This is a genomic window from Sinomonas cellulolyticus (genome assembly GCF_014656475.1).
Taxonomy (GTDB): domain Bacteria; phylum Actinomycetota; class Actinomycetes; order Actinomycetales; family Micrococcaceae; genus Sinomonas; species Sinomonas cellulolyticus.
The window spans coordinates 69606-84983 of sequence record NZ_BNCM01000005.1 but is presented as its reverse complement, the minus strand read 5'-3'; the positions used below and the strand labels follow the sequence as shown (position 1 = coordinate 84983).

Here is a 15378-nt window from a genome sequence, read left to right as displayed (position 1 = left end):
TGACACAATGGGTGTCCGTGACGACCAACCCTGATTTTGCGGCTCCCCACATTGCGATCCTCGGCGGCGGCCCCGGAGGCTACGAGGCGGCGTCTGTTGCTGCCTCGCTCGGGGCGAAGGTCACGATCGTGGAACGCGCGGGGCTCGGCGGCTCGGCCGTGCTCACGGACGTGGTGCCGTCGAAGACCCTGATCGCCACGTCGGATCTCATGACCCGCGTCGAGGAGGCCTCCGCCGCGCTCGGCCTCCGCCTCACCTCGAACGGCCGCGAGACCCTCGACCGCGCGGACCTCCGGGCGGATCTGCGCATCGTCAACGACAGGCTCCTCGGTCTCGCCCGCCAGCAGTCCGAGGACATCCTCGCGGGGCTCGAGGCGCAGGGCGTGCGCGTCGTCATGGGCTCCGGTCGCCTCGTGGACGGCAGCGTCATCGAGGCCACGACCGTGGACGGGGTCGAGCGGATCGAGGCCGACGCCGTCATCCTCGCCGTGGGTGCACACCCCCGCGAGCTGCCGGCGGCGCGCCCGGACGGCGAGCGCATCCTGAACTGGGCGCAGATCTACAACCTCGAGGAGATCCCCGAGGAGCTCATCGTGGTCGGCTCGGGCGTCACGGGTGCCGAGTTCGCCTCCGCCTACAACGGCCTCGGCTCCAAGGTCACCCTCATTTCCTCCCGCGACAGGGTGCTGCCGGGGTCTGACCCGAACGGTGCGGAGCTGCTCGAGAAGGTCTTTGCGCGCCGCGGCGTGCGGGTCCTCTCCCGCTCGCGTGCGGAGGCGGTCGAGCGCACGGGCGACGGCGTGGCGGTCACCCTCGGCGACGGCACGAAGGTCACGGGCTCCCACTGCCTCCTGTGCGTCGGCTCGATCCCCAACACCGACGGCATCGGCCTCGAGCAGGCGGGCGTGGCGGTGACCGAGAGCGGCCACATCAGGGTCGACGGCGTCTCCCGGACCACCGCGACGAACGTCTACGCCGCGGGCGACTGCACCGGGGTCCTCGCCCTCGCCTCGGTCGCCGCGATGCAGGGGCGCATCGCCATCGCGCACATCCTCGGCGACCAGGTCACCCCGCTCAACCTCAACCACGTGGCCTCCAACATCTTCACCTCTCCCGAGATCGCCTCGGTGGGAGCCTCGGAGGCGGATGTCGCGAGCGGCAAGGTCGCGGGCGACGTCGTGATGCTCCGGCTCAAGAGCAACCCCAGGGCCAAGATGCGCAACACCACCGACGGGTTCGTGAAGGTCATCTCGCGCAAGGGCACGGGTACGGTAATCGGAGCCGTCGTCATGGGCTCCAATGCCTCCGAGCTGATCTTCGCCCTCGCCATGGCGGTCGAGCAGAAGCTCCACGTGGACGACATCGCCAACACCTACGCCGTGTACCCTTCGCTGTCCGGATCGATCGCCGAGGCCGCCCGCCGGCTGCACGTGCACATGTAGCCGAGCGGCACACGCAGCCAGGTACACGCCCCGCAACCGCTTCGGGCTCTTGGTCCCTTGAGGACTGTCGGAGGTGCGGGGGACCATGGCGGCATGGCACACACGCACGCACACGGTTTCAAGGACGACGAGGACGCGCTGGCCGCCGTCGAGGAGCATCACGGGCACATGCTCGAGCGGGTGACGGCCCTCTCCGACGCCCTGCTTGCCGCAGTGGAGGCGGGCGACGGCGGCGCCGCCTACGACGAGAAGGCCAACCTCGTGGGCTGGTGCGAGGACGAGCTGATCCCGCACGCCCTGGCCGAGGAGGGACCACTGTACGGCCCGGCGCGGGAGACACCGGAGGCGCGTCTGCTCGTGGAGGGGATGCTCCAGGACCATCAGGCCATCGTGGGCCTCGTGGAGGAGCTGCGGGACGCGGACGGGGCCCGTGCCGCCGCCGTCGGGCTCGCGATCGCCCGGGCGTTCGCCCTCCACCTGCGCAAGGAGAACGGACTCCTCTTCCCGTTCATGGTCGAGAACCCGGACCTCTCCCTTGCCCAGGCCGTCGAGGGGCTCGAGGAAGTCGTGGGGTGATCCATACGGAGATCGTCTCGGTTGAGAGGGGCGATCTCCGCTAGCGTGTCCGCGTGACCTCAGCGAAGACGATGGAAGGGACCCGGACGCGGGCCCGGAGCGGGATGCTCGCCGACGCGTCCTTCTCCGCGATCGCGGCGGGATTCATCGCGGTCGCGGTCTCCTATGCGGGGCCGATGATCGTGGTGCTGCAGGCGGCCCAGTCGGCGCACCTCGGCCCGGCTCTGACCGCCTCGTGGATGAGCGCGATTGCCATCGCGAGCGGCATCACGTGCGTCGTGCTGAGCCTGCTGACACGCCAGCCCGTCGTCGTGGCGTGGTCGGTGCCGGGCGCGGCCCTGCTGCTCACCGCCCTCGGGCACTACTCGTACAGCGACGCCCTCGGCGCGTACGTCGTCGCGGCCGCGCTCGCGATCGTGCTCGGCGCGACGGGGTGGTTCGGCCGGCTCATGGGGGCCGTGCCGCGTCCCGTGGTCGCCGCGGTCCTCGCGGGGGTGCTGCTGCCGTTCGTGCTCAAGGCGTGCGGCGCCGTCGTCGAGTCCCCGCTCGTGGGCGGCGGGCTCGTCCTCGCATTCCTCGTGGGCCGCCGATTCGCCCCGCGCTACGCGGTCCTCGTGGCGCTCGCCGCGGGCGTGGCGCTCGCGGTCGCGACGGGCGGCGTCGCGGCCCAGGCCCTGGCTTGGGACCTCTCGGGGCCGGTCTGGACCACGCCGACGTTCGGCCTGCCGGCAATCGTCGGCATCTCGGTGCCGCTCCTCGTGGTCACCATGGCCGGGCAGAACGCGCCCGGCCTCGCGATGATGCGCCAGCTGGGGTACGACGCCGGGGATCGCCTCATGGTGGGCGGCGCCTCCCTCGCGTGGCTCGTCTCAGCGCCCTTCGGCTCGCACGGGATCAACCTCGCCGCCATCACTGCGGGGATCTGTGCGGGGCGCGAGGCACATCCCGACGCGGACCGCCGGTACGTCGCGGGCATCTCGTGCGGCGTGTTCTACATCCTGTTCGGGCTGTTCAGCACCACGGCCGTGGCGCTCGTCGCCGCCGTGCCGCCGGCCCTGCTGACCGTCCTGGCCGGCGTCGCCCTCCTCGCGGCGACGCAGGGCGCGATCATCGATTCGGTGACCCACGCCCGTGACGACGCCCGCGCCGCGCCGCACGCCATCGAGGCCGCAGTCATCACGCTCGCTGTGACCGCGTCGGGGATCAGCGCGTTCGGCATCGTCTCGGCCTTCTGGGGCATCCTCGCCGGCGCTGTCGCCTACGCGGCGCTGGGAATGCTCAGGCCGCGGCGAAGTGCTGTTCGATGAGCTCGCGCACCTGATCCCGGCAGCCTCCGCATCCCGTCCCGGCCCGCGTCTGGCGGGAGACGTCCTCGAGCGTCGAGCACCCGTCCGTGACGGCCTGCGCCACGGCGCCCCGGCTCACCCCGGCGCATCGGCACATCGTCGATTCCGGGCCGGCCGACGTTCCCACGCCGCCGGATCTCGTGCTGCCGCCCGGCGCAGACGATTCGACGCCGTCGAGCCGGAGCATGAGGGAGCGGTCTGCAGGCAGCTCTGCGCCGGATTCGAAGAGCAGCGTGAGCTCGGCGGCGGCGCGCGGCGCTCCGAGGGCCACGAAACCCGTGAGGACGCCTCCGCGGGTGGCCATCTTGACGTAGGCCCCGTGCTCCGGGTCGGACCAGAGCGACACGCGCACGGGCTCCCTCGACCGGCCCTGCGGATCCCCTGCTGAGCAGGGGTGTTCGGCGTCGAACTCGTCCCATGGCTCGGCCATGACGTCTCCGGCCACGGCGAGGTTCACTCCGCGCGCCTTGAGCAGGATCACGGGGGCCCGCTCGCTGGTGAGCGGTTCCGGGGCGGGCCCGCCGAGGAGGTCGTGCCGGAACCGGGCGGCGAGCCAGTCCGCCTGCCGCCAGCCGGGTGCGATGAGCCCGCTGGGTGCGTCCTCGCCGACCTGGGCGCAGTCGCCGATCGCGAACACGTGCTCGGTGTGGAGTCCCCGGAGCGAGCGGTCCACGAGGATGCCCTCTCCGACGGCCAGCCCAGCGCCGTGCGCGAGCTCTGTCCGTGGGCGGGCGCCGCACGCGAGGACGAGCAGGTCGCCATCGATCGCCGAGCCGTCCTCGAGGAGCAGGGCCCGGAACGCGCCGTCCTGCCCGGTTTCCAGGCCGGTGGAGCGCGCATTCCCGGCCACGCGCACGCCCTGGCGGCGCAGGGCGGCCGCGAGGCTCCGGCCGCCGGTCCTGTCGAGGGAGCGCGCCAGCGGCCGGTCGCCGTGGTGGACGACCGTGACGGTGGCGCCCTCCTCGCTCGCCGCGAGCGCAGCCTCAAGCCCGAGCACACCGCCGCCGAGGACGACGACCCGGCGGCGGCCCTGGACGGCGTGGGCGAGCCGCGCGGCGTCGTGCACGTCCCGGAGGGCGGTGACGCCGAGCGGCAGGACGGGGTGCAGGGGGTCCGGGTTGAGCCCGGTGAGCGGAGGCACGACGGCGCGTGCCCCGGCTGCGAGGACGGCGCGGTCGTAGGGCAGGGACGCGCCGTCGGCGAGGTGGACGAGGCGACGGGCCCGGTCGAGCCGGGCGACGCGCGTGGAGGTGAGGACCCGTACGCCGTCCGCGGCGAGTTCGGCAGGGTCTGCCAGGCCCATGGATGCCAGGCTCGAGCGGCCCACTCCGAGGTCTGCGACGAGCACCCGGTTGTAGGCGGCGTGCTCTTCCTCGCCGACCACCGTGAGCTCGATCGCGCCGGCCGCGGCGGCGGGTCGCAGCCCGTCCACGAACCGCGCCGCCACGGGGCCGAAGCCGATCACCACGATCCTCGGGGAGTGCCGGTCCTCGGGATGGCTCGTCATGGCTGCTCCTTTCCGCAGGGCTCGACCACGACCCGCGTCGTCTTGAACTCGGGCATGCCCGAGAACGGGTCCTGGGACGCGTGGGTGAGGAGGTTGGCCGAGCCCGTGCCCGGGAAGTGGAACGGGAGGAAGACCGTGTCGGGGCGGACGGCGGTGGCCAGCTCGGCGCGGCACAGCACCTCGGGCAGCCCGGCGCTGCTGCCCCGTGCCTCCGCTGCGCGGCGCACGCGCACCCACGCGCCGTCGTCGATGCCGAGGCGCGCTGCGGGGCCGGGGTGGATCGCGAGGCGTGCCTCGGGCTGCGCGGCCGCGAGGCTCGCCACACGGCGGGTCTGTGCGCCTGACTGGTAGTGCTCGAGGAGCCGGCCGGTCGCGAGATGGAATGTGCCCGGGCGGGACTCGGAGGCGGTCACGGGAGCGCCGGCCCGAACGGGGATCATCCTCGCCCGGCCGTCCGGATGAGCGAACCGGTCCGTGAAGAGCCGCGGCGTCCCCGGACTCCCCTGCGGGCACGGCCAGTGGAGTGCCTCGCCGGCGTCGAGCCGCTCGTAGGTGACGCCGGAGTAGTCGGCGGGGCCTCCGGCGGAGGCCGCGCGCAGCTCCTCGAACACCTCGCGGGGGTCCTCGGGGAAGCGCGAGGGGGCGTCCAGCAGCGCCGCGATCCGGTTCATGATCCACAGCTCGCTGCGGGCTCCGGGCGGGGGCTGCACGGCGCCGCGCCGCCGCAGGACGCGCCCCTCGAGGTTCGTCATGGTGCCCTCCTCCTCGGCCCACTGCAGGACGGGGAGCACCAGGTCCGCCTCCATCGCCGTCTCGGACAGGAAGGCGTCACAGACCACGAGGAAGTCCAGGGCCCGGAGCCTCTCGCGTACGGCCGCGGCGTCCGGCGCCGAGACCGCAACGTTGGCGCCGTGCACGAGGAGGCACCGCACGCCGTCGTCCGTGCCGAGCGAGGCGAGGAGCTCGACGGCGGGCAGTCCCGGGCCGGGGAGGCTCGCCTCGGGCACTCCCCACACGCGTGCCACGTGCGCCCGGGCGGCGGGGTCGGTGATCTTCCGGTAGCCGGGGAGCTGGTCGGCCTTCTGCCCGTGCTCGCGCCCTCCCTGCCCGTTGCCCTGGCCGGTGAGCGTGCCGAAGCCGCCGTGTGCCGAGCCGGGCAGGCCGAGAAGCAGCGCGAGGTTGATCGCCGCGGTGACGGTGTCCGTCCCGTCGGCGTGCTGCTCGATCCCGCGGCCTGTGAGGATGTAGCACGAGCCGGCCCTTGCGGACTCCGCGAGCCGATGGGCCGTCTGGCGTAGAAGCGGTGCCGGGACGCCGGTGGCCGCCTGGACGCGCTCGGGCCACCACTGGGCGACCGAGCGTGCCACCGGCGCAAGGCCGATGGTCCGCTCCTCGAGGTAGCGCTCGTGCGCGAGTCCCTCGGCCAGCACCACGTGCGCGAGCCCGAGCAGGAGGACGAGGTCCGTGTGCGGCGCCGGCTGGAGGTGGAGGCCAGCCCCGTCGGCGGTGAGGGCCGCGGTCGCCGAGCGCCGGGGATCGACCACGATGAGGCCGCCCGCCTCCCGCGCGCCAGCGAGGTGCTGCACGAACGGGGGCATCGTGTCCGCGGCGTTGGAGCCGAGCATCAGGACGGTGTCCGCCGCCGCGAGGTCCTCCAGCGGGAAGGGCAGGCCGCGGTCGATCCCGAACGCACGATTCGCGGCGGCTGCCGCCGAGGACATGCAGAACCGGCCGTTGTAGTCGATCCGCGAGGTGCCGAGCGCGACCCGGGCGAACTTGCCCAGCAGGTAGGCCTTCTCATTGGTCAGCCCGCCGCCGCCGAACACCCCTACGGCGTCCTTCCCATGCTCGGCCTGCGCACGCCGGATCTCCGCTGCGACGCGCGCGAGCGCAACGTCCCAGCCCACGGCGACCAGCTCGCCGTCGTCTGTGCGCAGCAGCGGTTCGGTGACCCTCTCGGGGTGGACCAGGAGCTCTGCGGACGTCCACCCCTTCCGGCACAGCCCGCCGCGGTTGGTCGGGAATTCGCGGCCGGCCACCTCGGCAACCGCCGTCGGCGAGGGTGCGGGCGTTACCGTCATCGCGCACTGGAGCGCGCAGTACGGGCAGTGCGTGGCCGTCATGCTCACGCCCCCACCCGGGCAGTGCGGGATCCCCGGCGCAGGTAGCACGCCCACGCTACGGCGAGCATGAGCACGTAGGCGGCCACGAAGCCGTAGAAGGCCGGGACGTAGGAGCCGCTCGCGCTCGCCGACGCGCCGAGGACCTGCGGGATCGCGAAGCCCCCGTACGCGCCGATCGCGGAGACCAGCCCGAGCGCCGCCGAGGCGAGGCGGGAGGTGGACGACGGCGCGGCGCCGGCCCGTGCGGCGCGGCTCGCGGTCGCGAACACGGCGGGGATCATGCGGTAGGTCGAGCCGTTGCCGATCCCGCTCGCCGTGAAGAGGGCCAGGAACAGGGCGAGGAAGAGCCAGAAGTTCTTGGCCGGGAGGGTGGCGATGACGGCGAGGGTCGCCACGGCCATGGCGGCGAATGAGGCGACGGTGATCCTCGCACCGCCGAACCTGTCCGCGAGCCGGCCGCCGTAGGGCCGGGCGAGTGAGCCGACCAGCGGCCCGAGGAAGGCGAGGGAGAGCGCTGCCGTGGCGCCTCCGAGAGGGAGCGGAAGCGCCGAGAAGGCCGGGAAGATGTCGTGGATGAGCTTGGGGAAGACCCCGCTGAAGCCGATGAACGAGCCGAAGGTGCCCACGTACAGGAGGGCGATGACCCACAGGTGCGGTTCCTTCAGCGCGGCGAGCGAGCCCGCGACGTCGCCCCTTGCGTGGGCGAGGTTGTCCATGCGCCTGAACGCCCCGACGGCGGCGACGAGGATGAGCGGGACCCACAGGAGGCCGGCGACGGCGAGGCTGGCCCCTGAGGCGAACAGCGCCGTGACGCTCACGGCGATCGGCACGACGAGCTGGGCGACGGCCGCGCCGAGGTTGCCGCCGGCCGCGTTGAGGCCGAGCGCCCAGCCCTTCTCCCTAGCAGGGAAGAAGAAGGTGATGTTGGCCATCGAGCTCGCGAAGTTCCCTCCGCCGAACCCCGCGAGGCCCGCGACCGCGAGCATGAGCCAGAACGGTGTGGACGGGTTCGCCACGCAGGCGGCCAGCCCGACGGTGGGGAGGAGGAGCAGCAGGGCGGAGACAATGGTCCAGTTGCGGCCTCCGAACCGCGGGACCATGAAGGTGTAGGGGATGCGCAGGGTCGCTCCGACGAGGCTCGGCATCGACAGGAGCCAGAACAGCTGGGGCGTGCTGAACGCGAAGCCGGCCGAAGGGAGCTGGACGACCACGATCGACCAGAGCTGCCACACCACGAACCCGAGGAACTCGGCGGTGATCGACCAGCGAAGGTTCCGACGGGCGATCGCCCTGCCCTCGCGTTCCCACTGCTCCGCGTCCTCGGGGTCCCAGTGCTCGATCCAGCGGCCCCTGCGCGTGTCGAGCCGCAGCGAGGGTGAGGATGGGCGCTCGGACGAGGTGGCGGCTTCGTGCGCGATGCGCGGTTCTGTGCTCATGGCTGCTCCTAGGGAGACGGATGATCGGGGGAAGGGGGACTGGCTTCCACGCTAGGAGCGGCGCGTTTCGTCCGGCGGCGCGCGCTGTGAACGGGCCGTGACATCGGCCTCTCGCGCGCCGGGCGCCGGTGTGAGGTCCGGCCGCGATCCACAAGCGAGTGCTGTACATCACTTGCGTCTCGGGATGTGGACATGTCGTCCGGGAGATGGACTGGCCGGACGTAGGATGGTTCGTACCCAAACACCGGACAGAAAGTCAATGTCCGGTCCAGCATGTGAAAGCGAACCCATGTCCAGCACTTCTGCGGTGACGGAGCCCTCGGCCGGCCAGGCGGCCAATACCAAGGGCCGTGTCATCTTCTCGAGCCTCATCGGCACGACGATCGAGTTCTTCGACTTCTACGCGTACGCGACCGCGTCGGTCCTCGTGTTCCCCAAGCTCTTCTTCCCGAACGCGTCCGACATCAATGCGATCCTGTCCTCGTTCGCCATTTTCGGCGTCGCGTTCATTGCCCGGCCGGTCGGCTCGATCCTGTTCGGGCACTTCGGCGACAAGCTCGGGCGCAAGGGGACCCTCGTCGCGTCGCTGCTCACCATGGGCGTTGCCACGTTCCTCATCGGCCTCCTGCCGCCGGCCACGACGCCCGGCTGGATGGTCCTCGCCCCGCTTGCCCTCGTGATCCTGCGCTTCCTGCAGGGACTGGCGCTGGGCGGCGAGTGGTCCGGCGCGGCCCTGCTGGCCACCGAGAACGCGCCCGAGGGCAAGCGTGCCGTGTGGGGCACCTTCCCGCAGCTGGGCGCCCCCATCGGGTTCATCGTCGCCAACGTGATGTACGTGGTGATGAACGGGTTCCTCACCCCGGCCCAGTTCGAGGCGTGGGGCTGGCGCATCCCGTTCCTCTTCAGCATCATCATGGTCGCCATCGGCCTGTACGTGCGCCTCAAGCTCGTGGAGAGCACCTCGTTCAAGAAGGTCATCGATGAGGAGAAGGTCGCCAAGGTCCCGCTCGCCGCGACGTTCAAGCACCACTGGCGCGCCGTCGTCGCCGGCACGTTCATCATGCTCGCGACCTATGTGCTCTTCTACCTGACCACGAGCTTCACCCTCACCTACGGCACGGCCCCGGCCTCTCCCGAGGTGGCACGCGCTGCGGCCCAGAAGGCCGGCAAGGCCTTTGACGCGGCGTCCTTCGTCCCGGGCCTGGGGATCGACCGGGGGCTGTTCCTGTGGATGCTCATCATCGGCGTGGTGTTCTTCGGCGTCTTCACCGTGCTCTCCGGTCCGCTGGCGGAGAAGTACGGCCGCCGCAAGTTCCTTCTCTGGGTCACCGGGCTGATCTTCGTGTTCGGCCTGACATGGGGCCTCATGTTCGGACCGGGCACCGGCGCCGCCATGGTGGGCCTGATCGTGGGCTTCGCGCTCATGGGTGCCACGTTCGGCCCGATGGCGGCGATCCTGCCCGAGCTCTTCCCCGCCAACGTGCGCTACACCGGCTCCGCGATCGCGTACAACCTCTCGTCCGTGATCGGCGCGGCCCCGGCGTCATTCGTGGCGATCGCGCTGTGGCAGTTCGGCAAGGGCAACACCGTCTGGGTCGGCGTATACCTCGCGGTCGCCGCAGTGCTGACCTTCGTGGCGCTCCTCCTCACCAAGGAGACCCGCGATGCGAAGTTCGAGGACAACGTCTCGGCCTAGCTGGCTCCTCCGGCCTGGGGTGGTGGCTCCTCGCGACAACGGAGGTGGCTCTTCGCGACAGGGGTGGTGGCTCTTCGCGACAACGGAGGTGGCTCTTCGCGACAACGGAGGTGGCTCTTCGGCGGATGCCCGCCGGGGGCCACCTCCGTTGCCGCATCGTGGGTGCTTGTAATAAATCACGGTGATGGATATATTCGCATCGGCTTGCTCGGCTAGGTTGAGCAGCTGGGGTGGGGGGCCCTTGGTCCAGGTTCCCCGGGGTACCCCGCGTACGCGCCGCCGGCGATGCCGGCACAACGACGTCCGGCGGGGGCCGGCGTCGACACTTGTGAAACGTGTCACCGCACCTTCGAGAGAGACCTTCCATGAACCAGACCTTCTGGCGCTCTGCAGCCGTGCTCAGCGCAGTCACCGCCCTATCCCTCACCGCACTCCCGGCCCATGCCGTGACGTCGACAACGGACCTCACGACCCAGACCGCGACTGACCTTGCCAACACACTTCTCGGCTCCGGCGTGACGGCGAGCAACGTCGTCTACACGGGCGCGGCTGGTGCGTCGGGAACGTTCGCGGGCGGCGCCGCCAGCGTCGGCTTTGACACCGGCGTGCTGCTGACCACCGGTTCGACGGCGTCAGTCGTCGGCCCCAACAAGGCCCCGAATACGAGTACGGCCAACGGAGTGGCTGGCGACGCCGACCTGACGGCGCTCTCCGGCGTCACGACGCACGACGCGAGCGTCCTCGAGTTCGACTTCACGCCGAACGCGGACACCGTCTACTTCCAGTACGTCTTCGGCTCCGAGGAATACCTCGAGTACGTGGGGTCAAACTTCAACGACTCCTTCGCCTTCTTCGTCAACGGGACGAACTACGCTCTCGTGGACAATGGCGGGGTCCTCCAGCCCATCACTGTCAACAACATCAACCCGGGCAGCAACCCTGCGCTCTACGTGGACAACCCCTGGGGATCCGCATCCCGCAACGTTGAGTATGACGGACTCACGACGGTGCTGACGTTCATGGCGCCCGTCAATGCCGGCGTTCCGAACCACATCAAGCTCGCCATCGCCGACGGCTCGGACTTCGTCTATGACAGCGGAGTGTTCCTCAAGGCAGGGTCGTTCAGCACGACCCCGCCCCAAGGCACCGCAAAGGTGACGGGCGGCGGGACGGTGGCTCAGGCTGACGGTGACGTCACGCTGGGCACCCAGGTGATCAGCGACGCCCAGGGACTCCGGGGCAACCTGCAGGTCAATGACCACAGGACAGGTGCGAAGTTCCACGGCACCAGCGTCACCGCCTTCACCTCGTCCGGCACCACGGCGACGTGGTCCGGGGCCGGCCGCCTCAACGGCGTTGACGGATACACCTTCACGGCGACCGTCGGGGACAACCGCCAGGGCAACTCCGCCAAGAAGGGCAGCCCGGACACCGTCCACGTCGTGATCAAGGACCAGGGCGGCGCCGTCGTCTGGGAAAACACCGCGACCGACCTATGGGGCAACCTCACGGTGCACCAGCAGTAGGGCGGCGAGTCGGGGCCTCACAGCCGAGTGCCAGAGACCCCACAGCCGAGTGCCAGAGACCCCACAGCCCTCTTCGGGGGCTGTGGGGTCTCTGGCGTTGCGTTGAGGGTCCCGCCTCAGTCCTCGATGGTCGCGATGAGCGCGCCCGCGCCTACAGTCTGGCCGGGCTCGGCCGTGAGGCCCTTGATCATGCCCCCCTTGTGGGCGGTGAGGGGCTGCTCCATCTTCATGGCCTCGAGCACGACGACGAGATCGCCTTCTGCGACCACGTCGCCGTCCGCGACGGCCACCTTCACGATCGTGCCCTGCATCGGCGCCGTGAGGGCGTCGCCGCTCGCCGCCCCGCCGGCGGCCGCCGACCGGGAACCCCGTGACTTCTTCTTGGTCTTGGGGGCTTTGCCGCTTGCCAGTGACAGTGCGCCGGGGATCGTCACCTCGAGCCGCTTGCCGCCCACCTCGACGACGACGCTCTGCCGCGAGCCGTCGTCGTCCGCGCCGCCCTCGGCGCCGAGCAGGCCGGCGTAGGGCGGAATCGTGTTGTCGAACTCGGTCTCGATCCACCGCGTGTGCACGCTGAACGGGCCCTCGGCCGGGGCGAATGCGGGGTCGCTCACGACAGCGCGATGGAACGGCACGACGGTGGGCATCCCGGTGATCGTCAGCTCGTCGAGCGCGCGGCGCGCCCGCTGGAGCGCCTGCTCGCGGGAAGAGCCGGAGACGATGAGCTTGGCGAGCATCGAGTCGAAGTTGCCGGAGACCACATCACCGGCCACGACGCCGGAATCGACTCGCACGCCCGGGCCCGCCGGATAGGTGAGGGTCTCGACGACACCCGGAGCCGGCATGAAGCCCCGTCCGGCGTCCTCGCCGTTGATGCGGAACTCGAAGGAGTGGCCGCGGATCTCGGGGTCGTCGTAGCCGAGCTCCTCCCCGCGCGCGAGTCGGAACTGCTCGCGGACGAGGTCCAGGCCGGTGACCTCCTCGGACACGCAGTGCTCCACCTGGAGGCGCGTGTTGACCTCGAGGAAGCTGATGGTCCCGTCCTGGCCCACGAGGAATTCGCACGTGCCGGCGCCGAGGTACTTGGCTTCGCGCAGGATGGCCTTGGAGGCCTCGTAGAGCCGCTTGGTCTGCTCCTCGGTCAGGAAGGGGGCGGGCGCCTCCTCGACGAGCTTCTGGTTGCGGCGCTGGAGCGAGCAGTCGCGGGTCGAGACGACGACGACGTTCCCCGCCGCATCCGCGAGGCACTGGGTCTCCACGTGGCGCGGCGCGTCGAGGAAGCGCTCGATGAAGCACTCGCCCCGGCCGAAGGCCGCCGTGGCCTCGCGCACCGCAGAGTCGAACAGTTCGGGGATCTCCTCGAAGCTGCGGGCCACCTTGATGCCGCGGCCGCCGCCGCCGTACGCGGCCTTGATCGCCACCGGCAGGCCGAACTCGCGCGCGAAGTCGAGGACCTCGTCCGCGGAGCCGACCGGGTCGGCGGTGCCGGGCACGAGGGGGGCCCCGACCTTCTCGGCGATGTGGCGTGCCCGGACCTTGTCGCCGAGGGCGGCGATGGACTCTGGGGAGGGGCCGATCCAGGTCAGGCCCGCGTCGATGACGCGCTGGGCGAACTCGGCGTTCTCCGAGAGGAAGCCGTAGCCGGGGTGGACGGCGTCTGCGCCCGACGCGCGGGCGGCGTCGATGATCTTGTCCATCACGAGGTAGGACTCGGCGGCCGTGGTTCCACCCAGCGCGTAGGCATCGTCCGCGAGGCGCACGTGCAGCGCGTCGCGGTCCGGCTCGGCATACACGGCGACGGAGGCAAGGCCCTCGTCGCGGGCGGCGCGGATCACGCGCACGGCGATCTCACCGCGATTGGCGATGAGCACCTTGGTGAAGGGCCGGGTGGTGGTCTCCCCGCTGGGGGAATCTGCGGGGCGGGACGCGGCATTCGACGACAAGGGCAACTCCGTTCTGTACTCCGCGAAGCCTAACGCCCCTTTGGTGGGATCGCCCATATTGGTGGCGGATTCCGTGCGGAGCAGGCCGATCCGTTGTAGGAGACCTACAAAAATCGCTCAATGGTCGACGGCGGCGGCCCACCAGTCCGTGAGGCGTACTCCCGCGTGGGCCAAGAGGGCGCGCAGGGTCGAGATGGACAGCCCGACGACGGTGTGCGGATCGCCGTCGACCCTGGAGAGGAATGCGCCGCCGAGGCCGTCGATCGTGAACGAGCCGGCGCAGTGGAGCGGCTCCCCGGTCGCCACGTAGGCGGCGATTTCCTGGGGATCCATCGTCGTGAACTCAACCCCCGCGGACGCGACCTCGCCGACGGCGGCCTCGTGCGGGTGGGGTGTCTGAGGGGCCAGGCCGCGCCGGTCCACGAGCCAGTGACCCGTATGGAGGATGCCCGACCGCCCGCTCATCGCGGCGAGCCGCTCGCGGGCCACCTCCGGGGTGTACGGCTTGCCGAGGGCCTGCCCGTCGAGCTCGAAGACCGAGTCGCAGCCCAGGACGAGCGTGCCCGCCGCAGCCGGCAGCGCGGCCACCGCCTCGGCCTTGGCCCGCGCGAGGAGGAGGGCCGTCTCCGCGGGGGAGGCGTCGGGGTGCTTCGCGGCAACGGCCTCCTCATCGACGGCGGAGACGAGGACGCGGTGGGGGATCCCGGCCTCCTCGAGCAGTCTGGTGCGCGCCGGCGACTTGGACGCGAGGATCAGGGTGGGCGGGTGCGGCCAGGAGGAGTGGGCCACCGGGGCGGGATGGACAGTCACGGCGCCCATGCTAGGTCACGGCCGGCGTGCGAGGCCCTCATCCTGCCCGTTGATCTCCACTGTGGGGCTTGATCTCGATCCTGGGCTTGATCAGCACCCTGCGGGAGCGGGTAGGAGTAATTCACGAAGCATTCGAACCGGCAAGGAGGCCACATGGCTGAGCCAGACATCGACTACTACCCAGACATCGACTACCCAGACATCGACTACTACTTCGACCCCGTCTGTCCCTTCGCGTGGATGACGAGCAAGTGGGTCCGCATGGTGGCGGACCAGCGCGGCTACAGCGTGAGGTGGCGGTTCATCTCGCTGCGGATGCTCAACGCACACGTGGACTACGAGAGCCAGTTCCCGCCCGGCTACGAGGCCGGCCACACCTCGGGCCTACGGCTGCTGCGGGTGGCCGCGCGGGCCCGGGAGGAGTACGGCGACGCGGTAGTTGGGCCGCTCTATGCGGCGATCGGGCGCGAGGTCTTCGACTCCGAGCGGGCCGAGACGCTTGAGCCGGCCGAACGGGGCACGCGGGCATTCGTGGAGCCCCTGCTGGCTGAGGTGGGCCTGCCGGCGTCCCTGGCCGACGCGCTCGAGGACACCGGCCGCGATGCCGAGCTGCGCGCGGAGACGGACCACGCGCTCTCGTTGACGGGCAAGGACGTCGGAACCCCGATCATCCACTTCAGGCCACCGGAGGGGACCGCCTTCTTCGGCCCGGTGATCAGCCGCATGCCCGCAGAGGCAGACGCGGGGCGGCTGTGGGACCACGTCGTCGGGCTCGCCGAGTTCCCGGGTTTCGCCGAGCTCAAGCGGAGCCTTCGCGAGCGTCCACAGCTGCGCAGCTTCGGCGTGGCACCCGACGAGACTGGACGTGAGGAGGACTGGCACGGCGGCAGCAGGCGGCTCAAGCGCTGAATCCGGCCAACTGCTTGAACCGGCTCGGGCCTGAACCGGCTCGGGCCTGAGCCGCGGCCTCCGG

11 protein-coding genes are annotated in these 15378 nt (G+C 71.0%); 6 read left to right on the top strand and 5 right to left on the bottom strand.

Features of this window, described 5'->3' with window-relative positions; all coding sequences use genetic code 11:
* The first annotated feature begins 17 nt into the window (after positions 1-17).
* From IE231_RS07845 to IE231_RS07835, 3 genes are all read left to right on the top strand, one after another.
* Positions 18-1442: an NAD(P)H-quinone dehydrogenase gene (locus IE231_RS07845; RefSeq protein ID WP_189693388.1), complete on the top strand. Its 1425-nt coding sequence runs from the start codon at positions 18-20 to the stop codon at positions 1440-1442.
* A 93-nt stretch (positions 1443-1535) separates the two neighbouring features.
* Positions 1536-2018, top strand: coding sequence for a hemerythrin domain-containing protein (locus IE231_RS07840; RefSeq protein WP_189693387.1), 483 nt, complete (start codon positions 1536-1538; stop codon positions 2016-2018).
* Positions 2019-2071: 53 nt separating this feature from the next.
* Positions 2072-3325: a benzoate/H(+) symporter BenE family transporter gene (locus IE231_RS07835; RefSeq protein ID WP_229866576.1), complete on the top strand. Its 1254-nt coding sequence runs from the start codon at positions 2072-2074 to the stop codon at positions 3323-3325.
* Here the strand turns inward: IE231_RS07835 and IE231_RS07830 are convergent.
* The 3 genes from IE231_RS07830 to IE231_RS07820 are packed head-to-tail and all read right to left on the bottom strand — an operon-like array spanning position 3297 to position 8430.
* Positions 3297-4871: an FAD-dependent oxidoreductase gene (locus IE231_RS07830; protein ID WP_189693386.1), complete on the bottom strand. Its 1575-nt coding sequence runs from the start codon at positions 4869-4871 to the stop codon at positions 3297-3299. The genes IE231_RS07835 and IE231_RS07830 overlap by 29 nt on opposite strands.
* Positions 4868-6994 (bottom strand): molybdopterin oxidoreductase family protein, encoded by a 2127-nt coding sequence (locus IE231_RS07825; protein ID WP_189693385.1) that lies wholly within the window; start codon positions 6992-6994, stop codon positions 4868-4870. The genes IE231_RS07830 and IE231_RS07825 overlap by 4 nt, the downstream gene beginning before the upstream one ends.
* Positions 6995-6996: 2 nt before the next feature.
* A complete protein-coding gene (locus tag IE231_RS07820) occupies positions 6997-8430 on the bottom strand; it encodes an MFS transporter (protein ID WP_189693384.1) in 1434 nt (477 codons plus the stop codon).
* A 289-nt stretch (positions 8431-8719) separates the two neighbouring features.
* Here IE231_RS07820 and IE231_RS07815 point away from each other — a divergent pair, with 289 nt between their 5' ends.
* Complete coding sequence (locus tag IE231_RS07815) at positions 8720-10126, top strand: MFS transporter (RefSeq protein WP_189693383.1); 1407 nt, start codon at positions 8720-8722, stop codon at positions 10124-10126.
* A 365-nt stretch (positions 10127-10491) separates the two neighbouring features.
* Positions 10492-11652 (top strand): choice-of-anchor L domain-containing protein, encoded by a 1161-nt coding sequence (locus IE231_RS07810; protein WP_189693382.1) that lies wholly within the window; start codon positions 10492-10494, stop codon positions 11650-11652.
* Between the two features lie 116 nt (positions 11653-11768).
* On the opposite strand, the gene IE231_RS07805 is transcribed toward IE231_RS07810, so the two are convergent.
* Entirely contained in the window at positions 11769-13523 is a 1755-nt protein-coding gene (locus tag IE231_RS07805; protein ID WP_229866600.1) for an acetyl/propionyl/methylcrotonyl-CoA carboxylase subunit alpha, read from the bottom strand.
* A 189-nt stretch (positions 13524-13712) separates the two neighbouring features.
* Complete coding sequence (locus IE231_RS07800) at positions 13713-14405, bottom strand: Maf family protein (protein ID WP_229866575.1); 693 nt, start codon at positions 14403-14405, stop codon at positions 13713-13715.
* Positions 14406-14558: 153 nt separating this feature from the next.
* On the opposite strand from IE231_RS07800, the gene IE231_RS07795 reads away from it, so the two are divergent.
* On the top strand, positions 14559-15314 hold the full coding sequence (locus IE231_RS07795; protein ID WP_201896874.1) for a mycothiol-dependent nitroreductase Rv2466c family protein: 756 nt from the start codon (positions 14559-14561) through the stop codon (positions 15312-15314).
* The last annotated feature ends 64 nt before the right edge of the window (positions 15315-15378 follow it).

What these genes read in the sequence shown, in the direction of transcription:
- IE231_RS07825 (WP_189693385.1), bottom strand. Translation starts at nt 6,994, where the DNA reads ATGACGGCCACGCACTGCCCGTACTGCGCGCTCCAGTGCGCGATGACG.
- IE231_RS07830 (WP_189693386.1), bottom strand. Translation starts at nt 4,871, where the DNA reads ATGACGAGCCATCCCGAGGACCGGCACTCCCCGAGGATCGTGGTGATC.
- IE231_RS07820 (WP_189693384.1), bottom strand. Translation starts at nt 8,430, where the DNA reads ATGAGCACAGAACCGCGCATCGCGCACGAAGCCGCCACCTCGTCCGAG.
- IE231_RS07815 (WP_189693383.1), top strand. Translation starts at nt 8,720, where the DNA reads ATGTCCAGCACTTCTGCGGTGACGGAGCCCTCGGCCGGCCAGGCGGCC.
- IE231_RS07840 (WP_189693387.1), top strand. Translation starts at nt 1,536, where the DNA reads ATGGCACACACGCACGCACACGGTTTCAAGGACGACGAGGACGCGCTG.
- IE231_RS07810 (WP_189693382.1), top strand. Translation starts at nt 10,492, where the DNA reads ATGAACCAGACCTTCTGGCGCTCTGCAGCCGTGCTCAGCGCAGTCACC.
- IE231_RS07795 (WP_201896874.1), top strand. Translation starts at nt 14,559, where the DNA reads ATGGCTGAGCCAGACATCGACTACTACCCAGACATCGACTACCCAGAC.